This is a genomic window from Burkholderia sp. BCC0397, from assembly GCF_902832865.1.
In the GTDB taxonomy this organism is placed as follows: Bacteria; Pseudomonadota; Gammaproteobacteria; order Burkholderiales; family Burkholderiaceae; genus Burkholderia.
In genome coordinates, this window is sequence record NZ_CADFDL010000011.1 from 80,332 (window position 1) to 96,031 (window position 15,700).

At 65.1% G+C, this 15,700-nt stretch carries 13 protein-coding genes; 8 read left to right on the plus strand and 5 right to left on the minus strand.

What is annotated here, in order from left to right; translation table 11 throughout:
* Positions 1 to 9: 9 nt before the first annotated feature.
* The 5 genes from HWX03_RS27370 to HWX03_RS27390 all read left to right on the plus strand — a co-directional run bounded on the left by HWX03_RS27370 (position 10) and on the right by HWX03_RS27390 (position 6,020).
* Positions 10 to 2,007, plus strand: a complete 1,998-nt coding sequence (locus tag HWX03_RS27370; protein ID WP_175873396.1) for an acetyl/propionyl/methylcrotonyl-CoA carboxylase subunit alpha — start codon at positions 10 to 12, stop codon at positions 2,005 to 2,007.
* 543 nt (positions 2,008 to 2,550) lie between these two features.
* The gene (locus HWX03_RS27375; protein ID WP_175873397.1) at positions 2,551 to 2,982 is read left to right on the plus strand and encodes an STM2901 family protein; all 432 of its coding nucleotides are present in this window, start codon (positions 2,551 to 2,553) and stop codon (positions 2,980 to 2,982) included.
* Entirely contained in the window at positions 2,982 to 3,320 is a 339-nt protein-coding gene (locus tag HWX03_RS27380; RefSeq protein WP_175824099.1) for a DUF1493 family protein, read from the plus strand. Before HWX03_RS27375 ends, HWX03_RS27380 begins: the two co-directional genes overlap by 1 nt.
* Before the next feature lie 339 nt (positions 3,321 to 3,659).
* Positions 3,660 to 3,863: a hypothetical protein gene (locus tag HWX03_RS27385; protein ID WP_175873398.1), complete on the plus strand. Its 204-nt coding sequence runs from the start codon at positions 3,660 to 3,662 to the stop codon at positions 3,861 to 3,863.
* A 42-nt stretch (positions 3,864 to 3,905) separates the two neighbouring features.
* Positions 3,906 to 6,020 carry a phospholipase C, phosphocholine-specific gene (locus HWX03_RS27390; RefSeq protein ID WP_175873399.1) on the plus strand — a complete coding sequence of 705 codons (2,115 nt, stop codon included), beginning with the start codon at positions 3,906 to 3,908 and terminating at the stop codon, positions 6,018 to 6,020.
* A gap of 87 nt (positions 6,021 to 6,107) precedes the next feature.
* Here HWX03_RS27390 and HWX03_RS27395 read toward each other — a convergent pair whose 3' ends face one another.
* The gene (locus HWX03_RS27395) at positions 6,108 to 7,427 is read right to left on the minus strand and encodes a galactosyl transferase GMA12/MNN10 domain protein (RefSeq protein WP_175873400.1); all 1,320 of its coding nucleotides are present in this window, start codon (positions 7,425 to 7,427) and stop codon (positions 6,108 to 6,110) included.
* Positions 7,428 to 7,832: 405 nt separating this feature from the next.
* On the opposite strand from HWX03_RS27395, the gene HWX03_RS27400 reads away from it, so the two are divergent.
* The 3 genes from HWX03_RS27400 to HWX03_RS27410 all read left to right on the plus strand — a co-directional run bounded on the left by HWX03_RS27400 (position 7,833) and on the right by HWX03_RS27410 (position 11,049).
* Positions 7,833 to 8,975 (plus strand): DUF2827 domain-containing protein, encoded by a 1,143-nt coding sequence (locus tag HWX03_RS27400; RefSeq protein WP_175873401.1) that lies wholly within the window; start codon positions 7,833 to 7,835, stop codon positions 8,973 to 8,975.
* Positions 8,976 to 9,757: 782 nt separating this feature from the next.
* Positions 9,758 to 10,561 (plus strand): EAL domain-containing protein, encoded by an 804-nt coding sequence (locus tag HWX03_RS27405; protein ID WP_174433971.1) that lies wholly within the window; start codon positions 9,758 to 9,760, stop codon positions 10,559 to 10,561.
* A gap of 71 nt (positions 10,562 to 10,632) precedes the next feature.
* Positions 10,633 to 11,049: a hypothetical protein gene (locus HWX03_RS27410; RefSeq protein ID WP_175873480.1), complete on the plus strand. Its 417-nt coding sequence runs from the start codon at positions 10,633 to 10,635 to the stop codon at positions 11,047 to 11,049.
* A 23-nt stretch (positions 11,050 to 11,072) separates the two neighbouring features.
* Here HWX03_RS27410 and HWX03_RS27415 read toward each other — a convergent pair whose 3' ends face one another.
* The 4 genes from HWX03_RS27415 to HWX03_RS27430 form a co-directional block, all read right to left on the minus strand.
* On the minus strand, positions 11,073 to 12,209 hold the full coding sequence (locus HWX03_RS27415; protein ID WP_175873402.1) for a DUF2827 family protein: 1,137 nt from the start codon (positions 12,207 to 12,209) through the stop codon (positions 11,073 to 11,075).
* 28 nt (positions 12,210 to 12,237) lie between these two features.
* Entirely contained in the window at positions 12,238 to 13,392 is a 1,155-nt protein-coding gene (locus tag HWX03_RS27420) for a DUF2827 domain-containing protein (protein WP_175824106.1), read from the minus strand.
* 14 nt (positions 13,393 to 13,406) lie between these two features.
* The gene (locus tag HWX03_RS27425; RefSeq protein ID WP_175873403.1) at positions 13,407 to 14,552 is read right to left on the minus strand and encodes a DUF2827 domain-containing protein; all 1,146 of its coding nucleotides are present in this window, start codon (positions 14,550 to 14,552) and stop codon (positions 13,407 to 13,409) included.
* A gap of 388 nt (positions 14,553 to 14,940) precedes the next feature.
* A complete protein-coding gene (locus tag HWX03_RS27430) occupies positions 14,941 to 15,603 on the minus strand; it encodes an OmpA family protein (RefSeq protein ID WP_175873404.1) in 663 nt (220 codons plus the stop codon).
* Positions 15,604 to 15,700: the final 97 nt, after the last annotated feature.

Genomic DNA, 15,700 nt, shown 5'->3' on the forward strand with positions numbered 1-15,700 from the left:
ATCGAAGCCATGTTCGACAAGATTCTGATCGCCAACCGCGGCGAAATCGCCTGCCGCGTCGCCGCGACGTGCAAACGTCTCGGGATCGCGAGCGTCGCCGTCTATTCCGACGCGGATGCGAACGCGAAACACGTGGCCGCATGCGACGAGGCCGTGCACATCGGCGGCTCGGCCGCGGCGGACAGCTACCTGCGCATCGAGCGCATCATCGAAGCCGCGCGCGCGACCGGCGCGCAGGCGATTCACCCCGGCTACGGCTTTCTGTCGGAGAACGAAGATTTCGCGCACGCATGCGAAACGGCCGGCATCGTGTTCATCGGGCCGCCGGTCGACGCCATCGCGGCGATGGGATCGAAGGCCGCCGCGAAGGCGCTGATGCACGCGGCCGCCGTGCCGCTCGTGCCCGGCTATCACGGCGACGACCAGGACGCGGTCAGCCTGCATCGCGAAGCCGACGAGATCGGCTATCCGGTGCTGCTGAAGGCGAGCGCGGGCGGCGGCGGAAAAGGCATGCGCGTGGTCGAGCGCTCCGACGATTTCCCGGCGGCGCTCGCGTCGTGCCAGCGCGAGGCGGCGAGCAGCTTTGGCAACGATCGCGTGCTGATCGAGAAATACCTGACGCGTCCGCGTCACGTCGAGGTGCAGGTGTTCGGCGACACGCACGGCAATACCGTTTACTTGTTCGACCGCGACTGCTCGGTGCAGCGTCGTCACCAGAAGGTGCTCGAGGAAGCGCCGGCGCCGGGCTTGCATGAGGACGTGCGCCAGGCGATGGGCGAAGCGGCCGTCGCGGCCGCGCGCGCGGTCGGCTATGTCGGCGCGGGCACCGTCGAATTCATCATGACGGGCGAAGCGTTCTACTTCATGGAGATGAACACGCGCCTGCAGGTCGAGCACCCGGTGACCGAGATGGTCACGGGGCTCGATCTCGTCGAATGGCAACTGCGCGTCGCGGCGGGCGAGCCGCTGCCGCTGAAGCAGGAAGAACTGCGCGTACAGGGCCATGCGCTCGAGGCGCGCCTTTACGCGGAGAACCCCGCGCGCGGCTTCCTGCCGTCGACCGGCACGCTGAAGCACCTGCGGCTGCCGGCCGGCGTCGAGTTCGCCATCGGCGCGGCGGTGCGCATCGACAGCGGCGTGCGCGAAGGCGATGCGATCACGCCGTTTTACGACCCGATGATCGCGAAGCTGATCGTCCACGGCGCCGATCGCGCGGAAGCGCTGGGCCTGATGCTGCGTGCGCTGCGCGCGTGCGAAGTGGTCGGCCTGCATACGAACGCCGCGTTCCTGCAGCGGATCGTCGTGTGCGAGCCGTTCGCGACGGCCGATCTCGACACGGGCCTGATCGAGCGCAACCACGATGCGCTGTTCGCGCCGCAACAGCCGCCGCGCGCGATGCTCGCACTCGCCTGCGCGGCGCTGCTTGCACGCGAACGCGGTGCGACCGCGCAGGGCGCATCGCCGTGGGGCGCGCTGCGGGACTGGCGGCTGAACGGCGGCTATCGCCGCACGCTCGAATGGCACGCGGCCGATCGCGAAGCGGACGTGACGGTGACGTACGAGGACGACGGCGCCGGCACGCGCATCGCGATCGGCGACGCGGCCGCGCAACCGTTCGCATGGGCGCGCGGTGCCACGCCGATCGATTTCGACGTGATGCTCGGCGGCGTGCGCAGCAGCGGCCGCGTATATGCGGACGGCGATACGTTCCATGTGTTCACGCAGGGCGCGGCCGAGACGTTCGAATGGCGCAACCTGCTCGCGCATGCGGGCGACGCGGAGCAGGGCGGCGGCCGCTTGACCGCGCCGATGCCCGGCAAGGTGATCGCGGTGCTGGTCGAGCCGGGCCAGAAGGTCGAAGCCGGCACGCCGCTGATCGTGATGGAAGCGATGAAGATGGAACACACGATCGGCGCGCCGAGCGCGGGCGTCGTCGCGGAAGTGCTGTACGGCGTCGGCGACCAGGTTGCGGACGGCGCGCAGTTGCTGATGATGGCGGAAGGCTGAGCGTTGCACGCGCGTGAGGGCCGTTGCCGGCTCTCACGCACGGGTCATCGTGCCCCGTATTATCCGAGCGTCTCCGACACCATCGGGCTGGGAATACCTGATGTGCCTGCATCAGGACGACATCGCATATCAGGACGACATCGCATTCCTGTGTGGTGATCGTCGCTCTTGTCGCGCGTAGACAAAAACGAATAATTTGCGTGTCGCATCTTCAGGGTTTTTGAATAATCCCGGGATACTCGCCGGTGACCGGCCGCTCGACATGCGCTGTCGCGCTGCCTTGCACCGGTTTTCCCGTTGCAACAGTTGTTCAAAGATCGAAACCGGCCCCGTCCGGACTTCTTCGCCAAAACGAACTGACTGCTTCCTCTTGTGGAGAAAGGCCGCGCGCGATCGCGACTGCTTTCCGGGGTGTCCGGAAAATCAGGCCCGATTGGAGAAACAGCTGCACGTTCCTGCCCATGCGCGACATGGTTGCGTTAGCGTAATCGCCGGGATGTGCGGCCCGGTGTCCTGCGCAAGGTAGCCGAGAGAAAGACTGAGATGGCGAACAAATATAAATACGGAATTCACATCGACCTTACTCCGCCAGAACTTTTCTGCCTGATTGTTATCGACGTGGCCTGTGATGAACTGGGTATCGATGATGCTGTCGGAATCGCAATGATTTTGTTGGGTCAAAGGTTCGTGCCGACCAGAGGGAAATTCGGCGGAGCGGTCAAGGGAACCTCGGTCGCATCCAGGGTATCGAGAAAGGTGTTGCCCTATGAACTCAAGTACAAAATTCTGCCAACGGTAACGTCATTCAAGAGTCTCCTGCTGCTCAAGATCAAATTTACCCGCGAACTCGGCGCTTTTGTCGGGCGGGCCGTGCCGGTGGTCGGTTGGATCATTACCGCTATCGATATATCAGTCATCATGTATCGCTCTACAGTCACGTACAATGGCTTGGTCAAGCAGGAGGATCGCTTTTAATGGACGGTCGTCTGATAGAGATGGTGCGGGATGAGGCCGATTCGCCACTATGGGGCGAGCTCGAGATTACCGAGGACACGGATCTCTGCATCGACCTTGAAATTTCCGACAGGGCCATGTTGAGATTGATGCGGAGATTTTCGGAAACGTTTGGTGTCGATATTTCCGATTTCGACGTTGATTATTATTACCCTTCCCGGAAACTGCGATTGGGTCGATTTTTGATGACGATATTCAGGTTGCCATTTAGCGCCGACGCCCGGGACAAAATACTGGAGCGTCCGCTCACCATCAAAATGATGGAGGCGGCGATTGAAACCGGGCGGTGGACGATGTAGCCGCTCGAAAAAGGGCCAGGCATCGCCTGGTTCATTGCTGGCCATCCATGACGGTGCAGCGGTCCGCAGTCCGCTGACATGGCGCGCTTTTTCCCGGTGTGTGCCGCCCCCCGCGCTACATTGGCTCCTTCGAATCTCCCGTCCCGCCGACGATGACCGCTCCTGCCTTTCTGTCGACGGCGCACCTGCCATTTTCGCACCAACGCGGGCATCTGCATGCACGTCGGCCCCTGTCACTCGACACCGTCGTGTAACAAGTCGAACATAGCATCTCGGCGTCGATATGACCGGCGCGGGGTTCGCGTCCGCGTCACGTCATCATCCTCACGGAGAACCGTTATGCGAACGTCGGCCCTACGGCCTTTCGCGGTCGCCGGCCTGATCGCGCTGACCACCCTGCTCGGCGCCTGCAACGACGACCTGACCGCACCCGCCGCGCCCGTCGCGCAGCAGAAGGCCGCGTGCGGCGGCGCCGTGGTCGCCACCGCGCAGATGCGCTGCCCGCCGGGTTTCACCGCGCCTGCTTCGTCGCCCGCTTCCTGATACCGGCCGTTTCCACCAGAAAACCCATCAAGAGCAACCAGCATGGCCATCCATTCGCGACGCGATTTTCTGAAGTTCTCGGCCGGCCTCGCCGGCGCGACCGCCGCCACCGCACTGCTTCCGGAATCGATCCGCAAGGCGCTGGCGATCGAGCCGAACACCGTGACGGGCACGATCCAGGATGTGCAGCACATCGTCGTGTTCATGCAGGAGAACCGCTCGTTCGACCACTACCTCGGTCATCTGAGCGGCGTGCGCGGCTACAACGACCGTTTCCCGGTCACGCTGCCGAACGGCAAGCCGGTGTGGTTCCAGCCGCGCCAGGAGGACAAGTCGAGCGTGATCGCACCGTTCCGCTACGACACGACCAATCCGGGCGTCAACGCGCAATGCGTCGGCGGCCTGCCGCATACGTGGGCGACGACGCACGGCGCGATCGACAACGGCCGCGCGGACCAGTGGGCCGTGCAGAAGTCGAACATGACGATGGGCTATCACGTTCGCGACGACATCCCGTTCCACTACGCGCTCGCGGATGCGTTCACGGTGTGCGACAACTACTTCTGCTCGATCCCGGGCAACACGCACCCGAACCGCATGTACCTGATGACGGGCATGGTCGATCCGCTCGGCACGGGCGGCGGCCCGCTGCTCGACAACACCGACTACATCGACAACCAGTTCGACAAGGTCCAGTTGCCGCCCTTCAGCTGGACGACCTACCCGGAACGGCTCGAGAAAGCCGGCATCTCGTGGCAGATCTATCAGCAGGGCACCGGGTTCGACAACTTCACCGGCAACTACGGCACGAACATGCTGGCGTGCTTCAACAACTTCGTGAATGCGCCGGCCGGTTCGTCGCTGCAGACGCGCGGGATGAGCACGCGTCCGATCACGCAGCTGAAGGCCGACGTGCAAGCGAATGCGCTGCCGCAGGTGTCGTGGCTGCTGCCGCCCGCTGCGTATTCGGAGCATCCGAAGTTCACGCCGCTGTACGGCGCGTACTACCTGTCGACGATCCTCGATGCGCTGACGTCCAATCCGGACGTGTGGAGCAAGACCGTCCTGCTGATCATGTACGACGAGAACGACGGTTTCTTCGACCATGTCGTGCCGCCGTCGGCGCCGACGCTGCCGGGCTCGGGCATGAGCACCGTGGACGTGTCGCTCGAGCGGCACAACGTCGTGACCGCGACGCAAGCCGGCACTTATACGGCTGACAACCTGCCGTACGGCCTCGGCCCGCGCGTGCCGATGTTCGTCGTGTCGCCGTGGTCGAAGGGCGGCTTCGTGTGCTCGCAGGTGTTCGATCACACGTCGGTGCTGCAATTCATCGAGAAGCGCTTCGGCGTGATGGAGACCAACATTTCACCGTGGCGCCGCGCGATCTGCGGCGACCTGACGTCGGCGCTCGACTTCTCGAAATCGGATGCGACGCTGCCGACCCTGCCGAGCACGCAGGCGTATGTCGCGCAGGCCGATCTGCAATGCTCGCGCGCGTCGTCGCAGACCGCGCCGGCCAGCACCGCGCAACAGGTCGTGACCGCGCAGGAACCCGGCACGCGGCCGGCGCGCGCACTGCCGTACGAATTGCATGTCACCGGCCAGTTGCAGGCGCAAGGCTACGCGCTGACGTTCGCGAATACCGGCACGCAGGGCGCGCACTTCTGGGTCTATACGGGAGATCCCACCGCGATGCCGCGCCGCTATGCGGTCGAAGCAGGCAAGCAGCTGACCGATACGTGGGCGCTCGATGCGAACGGCAACTATCTGGTGAGCGTGTGGGGGCCGAACGGCTATTTCCGGCGCTTCGCGGGGGCTGCTGCTGCGGATGCCGCTGCCAAGCCTGAAATCACGCCGTGCTACGACACCGCGAATGGCGATATTTACGTGACGATCGCCAATGCAGGCACCGGCCCGCTCACGGTCACGGCGACCGATGTCGCGTACGGCGGCGCGGCGCGCACGCTGACGGTTCCGGCCGGCCAGCGCATCGAAGCGCACTGGGACCTGTCTTGCAGCAGCCACTGGTACGACCTGCAGTTCGCGGTGGCGGGCAATGCCGGCTGGGCGCGCCGCATCGCGGGGCACGTCGAGACCGGCAAGCCGAGCATCACCGACCCCGCGGCCGTCGCGCCGACGATCGCGGCGATCTGACGACGGCAACCGATGCGACGACGCGCCGGCCGGTTGAATCCGGCCGGCGCGTCCCGTTTGTCAATCGATGACGTTGCGGCGTCGCCGTCAGGGCAGCAGCCCGTCGTCGTGCGCCATCATCAGCGCCCGCATCGTGGACCACATGCCGTAGTAATGCACGATGTAGCTGTCCGTGCGGCGAAACAGCCAGGGCGTGTTGAAGCTGACGAGATCGGCCACGCCTTCGCGTTGCAATTGCCCGTCGCGCTCCATCGCGCGAATGAAATGCAACTGGTCGCCGTCGCTCGCATAGACGCTCGAGCGGTCGTGCAGCGCGGCAATCGTCGTCATCAGGTCGCGCAGCATCGCGTCGTTGCGTTCGGTGCGGCGGAACGCCATCACGCCCGAATTGAACGCCCACTGGCCGAGGTCCTGCGCGAGCAGCCAGTCGCGCCCGTCGAGCAGCGGCTCCAGCGGTTGCTGCTGGTTCGCGATCAGCACGTCGGCATCGAGCCACACGACCCATTCATGGTGCTGCAGGTAGGCGTGCAGCAGCCACGGCTTGAACCAGTTGCCCGTCGCGTTCAGCCCGATCTCGGCGGGAATGTCGCGATGCACGTAGAGCGTGTAGCCGTGCGCGTCGCAGTAGCGCCGGAAATTCCGCTCGGCGACGCGTGCGTAGCTGCCGATGTTCGGCGTGTACAGCATCATCAATGCAATCGGGCGGCCGGGGTTGTACGTGCTGCGCTCGGCGGCTTCGTCAGGCGCCGCGGCGTCGTGATCGAATGCGAACGGCGGCCGGCCGGCGGCGCGGCAGCGATTGACGTACGCGACGAGCGTGTCGCGAAAGCGCGGCGTCGCGCCTTTGCGTTCGGGATCGTGCGGCGTGTCGTCGATGCTGATCGCGAACGTCGGTTCGCGGCTCCACATCGGATCGAGGTCGGGGCCGCACGGCATCACCGCGTACAGCCCGTCGATCGGCGTCATGTAGCGATGCGTAGCGAGATCCGCGAACAGCGCGGCTTCCGACGTCAGCCTCGGCTCGCTGCCGAGCTTGCAGCGCTGCACGAGCCGCATCACGATCGCGCGCACGTCCGGCGTGTTGCGCCAGATCTGCACGTCGACTTGCGGCAGCGGCGACGCGAACGCGTCGACGAACAGCATGTCGCGTCCGGCCATCAGGCGATCGAGCGCGACGGGTTCGACGATCGCCGCGTCTTCGCTGAGCAGCAGCACGAGTTCGTGGGGTTGCGCGCCGCGCAGCACGTGAAGCAGTGATTCGTAGCGATGCAGCGGCCGTAACGGCAGCGCCTGCGGCATCGCGGATGCGTCGACGATTTCGTGACGATAGCCGTGCGCCTGCGCGTACCAGCGGTGGTTATCGAGGCTGGCGGACGCGTGCTGGCTGAAATGACTGAGGACGATCATCGCGCGCTCCGAACGGCGGGAAGCGAGCATACGATCCGCGCAGTGTTCTTCAGTTCGGAATTCCATCCGGATACGCTTTCCTGCGAGCGCCGCCCCGGTTCGTCGTGGACGGTCTGGAGGACTTGCGCGGCATCGTTTTCCATTTTGTGTGCGTTGGTTTCGATCGTGGTGCGGCGAGGTCGCGTGCTGCCTGCTCGAATGCCCCGAGAGAACCGGCCGCCGGGCGGCACGAGTATCGCATAACGGTCGGGCGGATTGGCACGGCCGGGCCGGCCGCTGACTATCCCTGACAGTGTGCGGCCGTCGCTCCGCTAGAATGCCGGGTTGCCGCCGCTTGACGCGGGCGGCGCTTCGCGCGCTACACTGCGCCATGCCATCCCCGTTCAACTTTCCTTCCCGCCGACGATGACGTCTCCTGTCCTGACCGGCCTGCGCATCGGTATCACGATCGGATTGCGTGCCCCCGACGAAAGCCTGTGGATCAACGGCATCAAGCAGAACGCGCTGTTCCTCGCGAAGCTGCTGATGGCGTCGCCGCACGGTTACCGCGTGACGCTGGTCAACACGACCGACGTGCCGCTCACCGACGCGCTGCCGTGGGATCGCAACGTGTACGACACGCGCGCATTCGCCGACATGAAGGATGCGCTCGACGTGGTGATCGAGCTCGGCGGGCAGATCGACGGCGAGCAGACGGCCTACCTGAAAGCGCGCGGCGTGAAGCTGGTCAGCTATTGCTGCGGCGTCGAGTACATCAACGCGATGGAGTCGATGCTGTTCGGCCGCCGGCTGTGGGATTCGCTGTTCATCAACCGCGGCTACGACGAGGTATGGGCGATTCCGCAGATCGCGCCGTCGTCGCTGCCGTTCCTGCAGTCGCTGCGCCGCTGCCCGGGGCGCGTCGTGCCGTTCGTGTGGGATCCGATGTTCCTGACCGAACGCGCGCAGTCGCTGCCCGAGCACGGCGAATATCGGCCGCGCAGCGAGCCCGGCAAGCGGCTCACGGTGATGGAGCCGAACCACGACGTCGTGAAGTTCTGCGTGTATCCGATGCTGATCATCGACGAAGCGTATCGCCGCGATCCCGACGCGATCTGCTTCGCGCACGTGACGAACGCCGATCGCCTCGCGCACGACAGCCCCGAGTTCGTGATGCTGATGAACTACCTGGACATCGTGCGGGCGGGCAAGGCGAGTTTCGTCGGGCGCTTCGATACGCCGCTGTTCCTGGCCGACCTGACCGATATCGTCGTGTCGCACCAATGGTCGAACCCGCTGAACTATTTCTATTTCGACGTGTGCTGGCAGGGTTATCCGCTCGTGCACAACGCGAGTCTCGCGCCCGATCTCGGCTACTACTATCCGGACAACGACGTGCAGCAGGGCGCCGATGCGCTGCTGCGCGCGCTGCATACGCACGATGACGACTGGCAAGCGTATACGCGGCGCCAGCGCGAGATCCTCGGCCGTTACACGTCGGCGAATCCGGCGCTCGTCGCCGAATACGACGCGCTGCTCGCGAACCTGATCGGCGCGACGGCCGCCTGAGGCCGAGTTTGCACGGCGCACGTTCGTTGCGCCACCGTCCGCCGTCGGGTTTGTCCCGCCCTCATGTCTGACGAAATAATGCCGTTAAAAAAAGAAACCGCCGAACCCGATGGGTTCGACGGTTTTCGAAGGCACGAAATTGACGGCTCCGAGGGAAGTCCGTCAAAAACAAGTTTATAGGTTAACAAATCAGAAAGATTGTTAAATATGTTTCAATCGATAATCTTCATATAATTGAAATTGGTATTATTGGTTGAGCGGGGATCGATTCCGTTTCGAATTTTCATAATATCGTTTGAAACGTGAAAATTGAATGCTGCGCTGATCGAATGATGCGCGGCGGCAGGTTTTGCGTGGGAGACAGCACGTGCGGAGGCCGGTGTTTCGACCTGGCATATCGAGCGCGTGCGGCACTTCGCGACACTGTATTTATCTGATCAATTGACGGTGTCCCGATCCGCAGGACGAGCAAATTCGGGAAAAGACGATCCGGATAAAACTGTTTGGATGAAAAAGATAAACGATTCTGATTTTGAGTTCTTGTAATTCGCGTTGTGTAACCTGTCGCACTGTCGGCATCGTGCACGCATGGTGTATTTCAAGTAACTGAATATCGTAAAAATATCGAATTTGACGGCGCCGAAGCGAACAGTACGCTCCCCGGAAAAAATCGACATACAGGATGGGCCGGGTAGGCGGCGGAGCGCGTCGAGGTCGGCTCGTTCCGCCTATGTGTTGAGGTCGAGCCGTGATCGGCGGCTCGCCATTAGCCGGAGCGCCGGATGAATGCGGTCGAAGCTCGCCAGGAGGCGAATCGGAAAGCGAATCGCGATGAAATCGATCTCGTGTTCGGTGCACCCGACGATCATCCCGACCTTGCGTCGGTACGCAGTTTCGTCGAAAGCCGGCTCGGATTCGCGCACGAGCCCGTGTGCCGCGCCGACCTGTCGGGCGGCGTGCTGTACGAGGAACGCCTGGCGCGGCTGCGGTGGGGCGAGCGCGATGCGCTGCCGCCGCTCGCCTTCCTGCCGCGCCTCGAAGCGCTCGGGCTGATGCGCTGGTTCGACCGGCTGGTGGTCGGCCGCACGATCGATGCGCTGCGCGCCGATCCGGGCGCCGTGTACGGTTGCAACGTCGCGGCGGCAAGTGCGGTCGTGGACGACGCGTGGCTGGCGATTTTCAGGCGGCTCGAGCGCGAGCCGTCGGTGGCCGCGCGGCTGGTGGTCGAGATCACGGAGACGGGGCCGCTGAACCCGGTCGCCGGCCGGTCGTTCGTGTACCGCTTCCGGCGGGCCGGGTGCCGGATCGCGATCGACGATTTCGGCGTCGGTTTCAGTGCATTGAACAATCTGGTGGTCGGCAATCCCGACATCGTGAAGCTCGACCGCTCGATCCTGTCGCTGATCAAGCGCAACGCGATCGGGCGCTACCAGTTCCGCCGGCTGATCGCGTTTGCGCATGAAAGTGCGCGGCACGTCGTCGTCGAAGGCGTGGAGAGCGAGACCGACCGGCAGATCATCCTGGATGCCGGCGTCACGTGGGCGCAGGGCATCCGATTTTCATGGCGATCGCCGGCCGCCGCATGACCGCGGGAACGGGCAGGGCCGCGCGCGGGGTGCGCGTCGGGGGCGGGACGAATCGCAAAGGGGACGTGGGCATGGCGGGAACGAAAGCCGGAGGCGGAACGGGCACGCAGGCGGCCGATGCGCGCGAGCTGGTCGCGATCGCCGAACTGGTCGACATGCTGCGGCAACTCGGCACCGAATCGACCGATGCGCCGATCGACGTCGCGTCCTGCCTGGACGGCCTGACGATCGTCGCGCGCCGCATTCAGCGGATGAGCCCGCTCGACGCGGGCGGCCGCGAGCTGGCGGCCCGGCACTATTACGCGGGCGTCATCGCCGGCGCGTGCGGCGACGAGTCGGCGATCGCGCGCGGTGTATCCGACAGCGTCGTCAGGCAATCGGGCGGTGCAGGCCGGTCGGCAGCCCGTTGTTTCGCGGTGCTCGCGCGCATGGGGCGGCGGCATGGCCGCGCGTTCGCCGCGCAAAGCGGCGATCGGGTACTGGCGTAACGTAACCGGCGCTGCGAAGAAAATCAGCCGAGCGGGCGGTCGGCGAACAGGTGCTGGATCTGCGTGGAATAGGCGCGTACGTTGTGCTCGGCGAGCGTGTCGACGTGGTGCAGGCAGCGGCGGGCGGTAGCCGCGTAGTCGTCGAGTCGTGCGTCGTGCGTCTGCGCGGCGGTCGCGATCGCGCGCGCCGCATCGAAGATCTCGAAGTCCGGATAGTAGTAGCCGACGTCGCGCAGGAACGGCGAGTTGTGCACGAGCGGGTAGTTGCCGTACAGCGCGTCGTACAGCAGGTAGTTCAGGCCGTTTTCCCAGTGGTGCGACACGACGATGTCGGTGTGATGCGCGGCCCACGCGACGAACGGCGCGCGCACGTCGGCGGTGGCCTTGCCGTCGCGCACCATCTCGAGCCCGAGCGCGAGATGCTTGAAGGCGACGTTTTCCTTCTTGTCGAACGTGTTGGTCATGTACACGTGCTCGACGAGCTCCGGATGTTCGACGTAGCACGCGTTCGCGGCGAGCATCGGCACGATCGCGCTCTTCACGACGTTCAGGTTCGGCTCGAAGAACGCGATGCGCTTGGCCGGCCCGTGATTGCGATAGCCGAAGCGCGCCTTCAGCTCGGGATCGGCGACGAGGCTGCGTTCGATGAAATACGGCGACCAGATATGCGGCAGCTCGATCACCGGTGCGCGGTACACGGCCTGGAAATACGCGGCGCACGTATGCATGTGCTGCGGATTGGTCCAGATCTCGTCGAACTGCACGCGGTGCGGGTTCGGCCGCCAGTCGTTCTTCTCGAAGTTGATCGTCTCGACCGCGATCACGTAGTCGTTGCCGAAGCGGTACGACACGCACTTGCCGCCGCGCTGGCGCACGACGTCCGTGTGCGACGGGTCGACGAACGCGTTCATCTCGATCAGCAGGTCGGTCTGGTGCACGACGGCCGACAGCGGCCGCAGCGCGTCGCCGAACGCGTCCATCATCAGCGACTGCGGATACTCGGTGATGCCGTCGTCGTGCGCGAGCCAGACCTCGCCGATCAACGGCGATTGCTTCAGCAGCATGTACAGGTACACGCAGTGCTGGTTCGCGCCGTTGTACCAGATCGACTGCGTCGCGTCGCGCTGCACGTTCATCGTTATCGCGACATTGAGTTTCATCGGATCGGCTCCGTGGGGCGGGGATATGTCACGCGTCGCGATAGAGACTGGCGATCGCGTCCGTATAGGCCGCGACGTTCTCGGGGTTGTAGATGCTGACCGAGTCGAGCACGTGCTTCGACTGCTCGCGGTATGCGTCGAGATTCGCGTCGTGTTCGGCGAACGCCTGCAACAGCGCGCGGCCGCCCGCCTGGCAGTCGAAGTCCGGATAGAAATACCCGGCCTTGCCGAGGAACGGCGAGTTGTGGATCAGCGGATAGTCGCCGTACAGCAGCTCGTAGTACAGGTAGTTCTGCGCGTTCTCCCACGTGTGCGACACCACCGCATCGCCGTACGCGGCCATGAACTCGTACACCGCATAGCGGCTTTCGAACGTCGTGATGCCGTGCTCGACGATGTCGAGACTCTTCGCGAAGTGGATGAACGTCGTGTGATCCTTCAGGTGGATCGTGTTGCACACGCGCACGAATTCGAGGAATGCCGGATTCGCGCGGTAGGCTTCCTCCGTGATCAGCATCGGAATGATGCTGGTCTTCACCATGCAGATGTTCGGTTCGAACATCGTCACGCGCCAGCGCGGCTTGCCGGGCTGATAGCCGAACGACAAACCGGCGCCGAGCGTCGCGCGCGCCTTGTCGAACAGCATCGGGTGCCAGATGTGCGGGACGATCGTGACCGGCGCGCGCAGGCCTGTCTGGTAGTAGTGCAGGCACGAGCGCTCGAATTCGGGAATCGTCCACACCGCGTCGTACGGCGCGCCCGAGAACAGGAAACCCGACGGCTTGTCGAACATCGCGCGCTCGATGTCGATCACGTAGTCGTTGCCCACCCGCATCGTGACCACCTTGCCGCCGCGCTCGCGGAACGCGCGCAGGTAGTCCGCGCCGAACTGCGCGCTCATTTCGATCAGCACGTCGCAGCGCTCCAGCGCTTCGTCCATCGACAGCAGCGGCACGTTCCACTCGCCGAGCATCATCTGCGGATCGGCGACCTGTTCGCCGCCGTTCACCATCACGGCATCCGCGACGAGCGGCGACTGGCGCAGCAGCAGGATCAGCAGCAGGCAGTTCTGGAAAATGCCGTTTTCCCACAGCGACTGGCCGGCGCCGCGCACGAACAGCGACACGCCGACGACGAGACGCTTGCCCTCGCCGGGCGCTTGACGGGCATTGGAGTCCGACATGCGTATGCTCCGGTTCAGGCGACCAGACGCGAGACGAACGCGTCGAGGTTCGCGGGGTTGTCGATCGAGACCGACTGCAGCAGCCGGCCCGCCTTCGTGCGGTAGTCGTCGAGGCGTTCGTCGTGATGCAGCCACGCTTCGAGCAGCGCGCGGCCGCCGGCGGCCGAGTCGAAGTCCGGGTAGTAATAGCCGGCGTCGCCGAGCAGCGTCGAGTTGTGGATCAGCGGATAGCCGCCGTACAGCACGTCGTAATACAGATAGTTCTGCCCGTTTTCCCAGTGGTGCGACACGACCGCATCCGCGTGACGCGCCATGAAGCCCGGCAGGTCGATGCGCGGTTCGAACGTCGCCTTGTGCTGGCGCACGAGATCGAGGCTGTTCGCGAAGTGCACGAAGGTCGGATGTTCCTTCATGTGCATCGAGTTGACGACGAACATGTGTTGCACCGCATCAGGCCGCGCGCGGTAGAACTCGTCGCACGCGAGCATCGGGTAATGGCAGGACTTCGCGACCGAGATGTTCGGCTCGAGCATCGCGAGCTTCCACGGCCGCTGGCCGGGCCGGTAGCCGAAGGTCGCGCCTTCGTCGGCGAGCGTGGCCACGCGGCGCTCGAGGAAGTACGGCGACCAGATGTGCGGCATCAGGTGGACGGGCGCGCGCAGGATCGTCTGCAGCATCGGCGCGGCGGTCTTGTCGTATTGCGGCAGCAGCCACACTTCGTCGAACGGTGCGCCGTTGAACACGTGCCCCGACGGCTTCCCGAAGATCGGCGTTTCGCACAGGCCCGCATACACGTGCCCGCAGAAGAACGCGGCGATCTTCTTGCCGAGCGCGTTCATGTGCCTGAGCCATTCGACCGGCAACTGCGCGCCCATTTCGATCACGACGTCGAGTTCGTGCGTGACGTCGGCGGGTTTCACGAGCGGGATGTCGAGGCCGTCGAGTTCGAGGCCGGCCGGCAGCGCGTTGGCGTCGCCGCCGTTCAGGAAATAGACGGGGCCGACGCGATCCGAGCGCTTGAGCATCATCGCGAGGAACGCGATGTTCTGGTGAATGCCGTTTTCCCAGATCGCCTGGCCGTCGCGCGCAAACAGCGAGATGCCGACCGCCGGCCGTTGCTTGCGGGTGCCGCCCGCGGCGGCTTCATTGATGTCCGTCACCGGTTGTTTCCTCTGCGGCGTCGTGCGTCCGGGCATCGCGTCGAGCGTCTGGCCGGCAGCGGTACGCCGTGGATTGTCATGATTGGATTCGCGCCGGTGCGCCGCGGTGCGCGAATCGGGCGACGGGATTCGCGCGGGCGGCAGCCGGATTCCGGCGTGTCGCCGGGCACGCCTGGTGCGGCGCGCGTCGGGCAGGCTGCCCCGGCGACTGTCTGCGGCGATTGTGGCATGGAAATCGCCGGTTTTGGCAGGGCGTGACGAACTTTGACATAGCCGCCGGCCAACGGGAGCGGGCGCCGGCGAAGCGGCGCCCGGTCGTCCGGCGGAATTCCGGCGCGGCGCGGGCGGCCTGCCGGATCGCGCGGCCGCATCGGCGGCCGCAGGCGGCTCAGTGCTGCAGCCGGATTTCGACGCGGCGGTTGCTGGCGCGGCCCTCCGGCGTCGCGTTGGACGCGACCGGATCGGCCTTGCCGCGGCCCGAGACCGTCATCGAGTCGGTCTTCAGCCCATGCGCCTTCAGATAGACCGCGACCGATTCGGCGCGGCGCTTCGACAGCGCGAGGTTGTAGTCGTCGCTGCCCACCGAATCGGTGAAGCCGGTGACCGACACTTGCGAGTACGTGCGGTCCTTGCGCTCGCTCAGCAGCCGGTCCAGCGATTCGCGCGCGGTCGGTGCGAGCGTCGCATGGTCGGTGGCGAACAGCGCGTCGCCCGACAGGTTCACGCGTTCGATCACGGCGGCAGCCGGTTCGGCGGCCGAGGCCGCTTCGGCCGGTGCGGCGCCGCACTGGAAGACCAGCGTGGCCGGATCGGATTTGTCGCGCAGCGCGCGGGCCGAGTCGACGGCGCGCACGGGCTCGTCGCCGCAGATCTTGCGAGCAGCCTTCATGCAGGTCTGCGGGCCCGACAGCAGGCCGTGGCAGTCCACCTGGAACGTGCGCACGCCGTCGCGCGGCTGCAGTTCGGAGGCGCTGAAGGTCGGGCCGGATGCGGTCGAGCACGCGGCGAGGGCCGTTGCGGAAAGCGCGAGCGCAAGAGCGAGTTTGTTCACGGTGACGTCCTTAAAGCTTGGGTTGACCGAGGCCCGCCGCGCGGCGCGCAGCGGGCTCGTCCTGCCGTCGGAGCCGCGGGCCGTCCGGCGGCGAGCC

What these genes read in the sequence shown, in the direction of transcription:
- HWX03_RS27405 (WP_174433971.1), top strand. Translation starts at nt 9,758, where the DNA reads ATGAATGCGGTCGAAGCTCGCCAGGAGGCGAATCGGAAAGCGAATCGC.
- HWX03_RS27395 (WP_175873400.1), bottom strand. Translation starts at nt 7,427, where the DNA reads ATGATCGTCCTCAGTCATTTCAGCCAGCACGCGTCCGCCAGCCTCGAT.
- HWX03_RS27410 (WP_175873480.1), top strand. Translation starts at nt 10,633, where the DNA reads ATGGCGGGAACGAAAGCCGGAGGCGGAACGGGCACGCAGGCGGCCGAT.
- HWX03_RS27415 (WP_175873402.1), bottom strand. Translation starts at nt 12,209, where the DNA reads ATGAAACTCAATGTCGCGATAACGATGAACGTGCAGCGCGACGCGACG.
- HWX03_RS27385 (WP_175873398.1), top strand. Translation starts at nt 3,660, where the DNA reads ATGCGAACGTCGGCCCTACGGCCTTTCGCGGTCGCCGGCCTGATCGCG.
- HWX03_RS27420 (WP_175824106.1), bottom strand. Translation starts at nt 13,392, where the DNA reads ATGTCGGACTCCAATGCCCGTCAAGCGCCCGGCGAGGGCAAGCGTCTC.
- HWX03_RS27400 (WP_175873401.1), top strand. Translation starts at nt 7,833, where the DNA reads ATGACGTCTCCTGTCCTGACCGGCCTGCGCATCGGTATCACGATCGGA.
- HWX03_RS27375 (WP_175873397.1), top strand. Translation starts at nt 2,551, where the DNA reads ATGGCGAACAAATATAAATACGGAATTCACATCGACCTTACTCCGCCA.
- HWX03_RS27390 (WP_175873399.1), top strand. Translation starts at nt 3,906, where the DNA reads ATGGCCATCCATTCGCGACGCGATTTTCTGAAGTTCTCGGCCGGCCTC.
- HWX03_RS27380 (WP_175824099.1), top strand. Translation starts at nt 2,982, where the DNA reads ATGGACGGTCGTCTGATAGAGATGGTGCGGGATGAGGCCGATTCGCCA.
- HWX03_RS27370 (WP_175873396.1), top strand. Translation starts at nt 10, where the DNA reads ATGTTCGACAAGATTCTGATCGCCAACCGCGGCGAAATCGCCTGCCGC.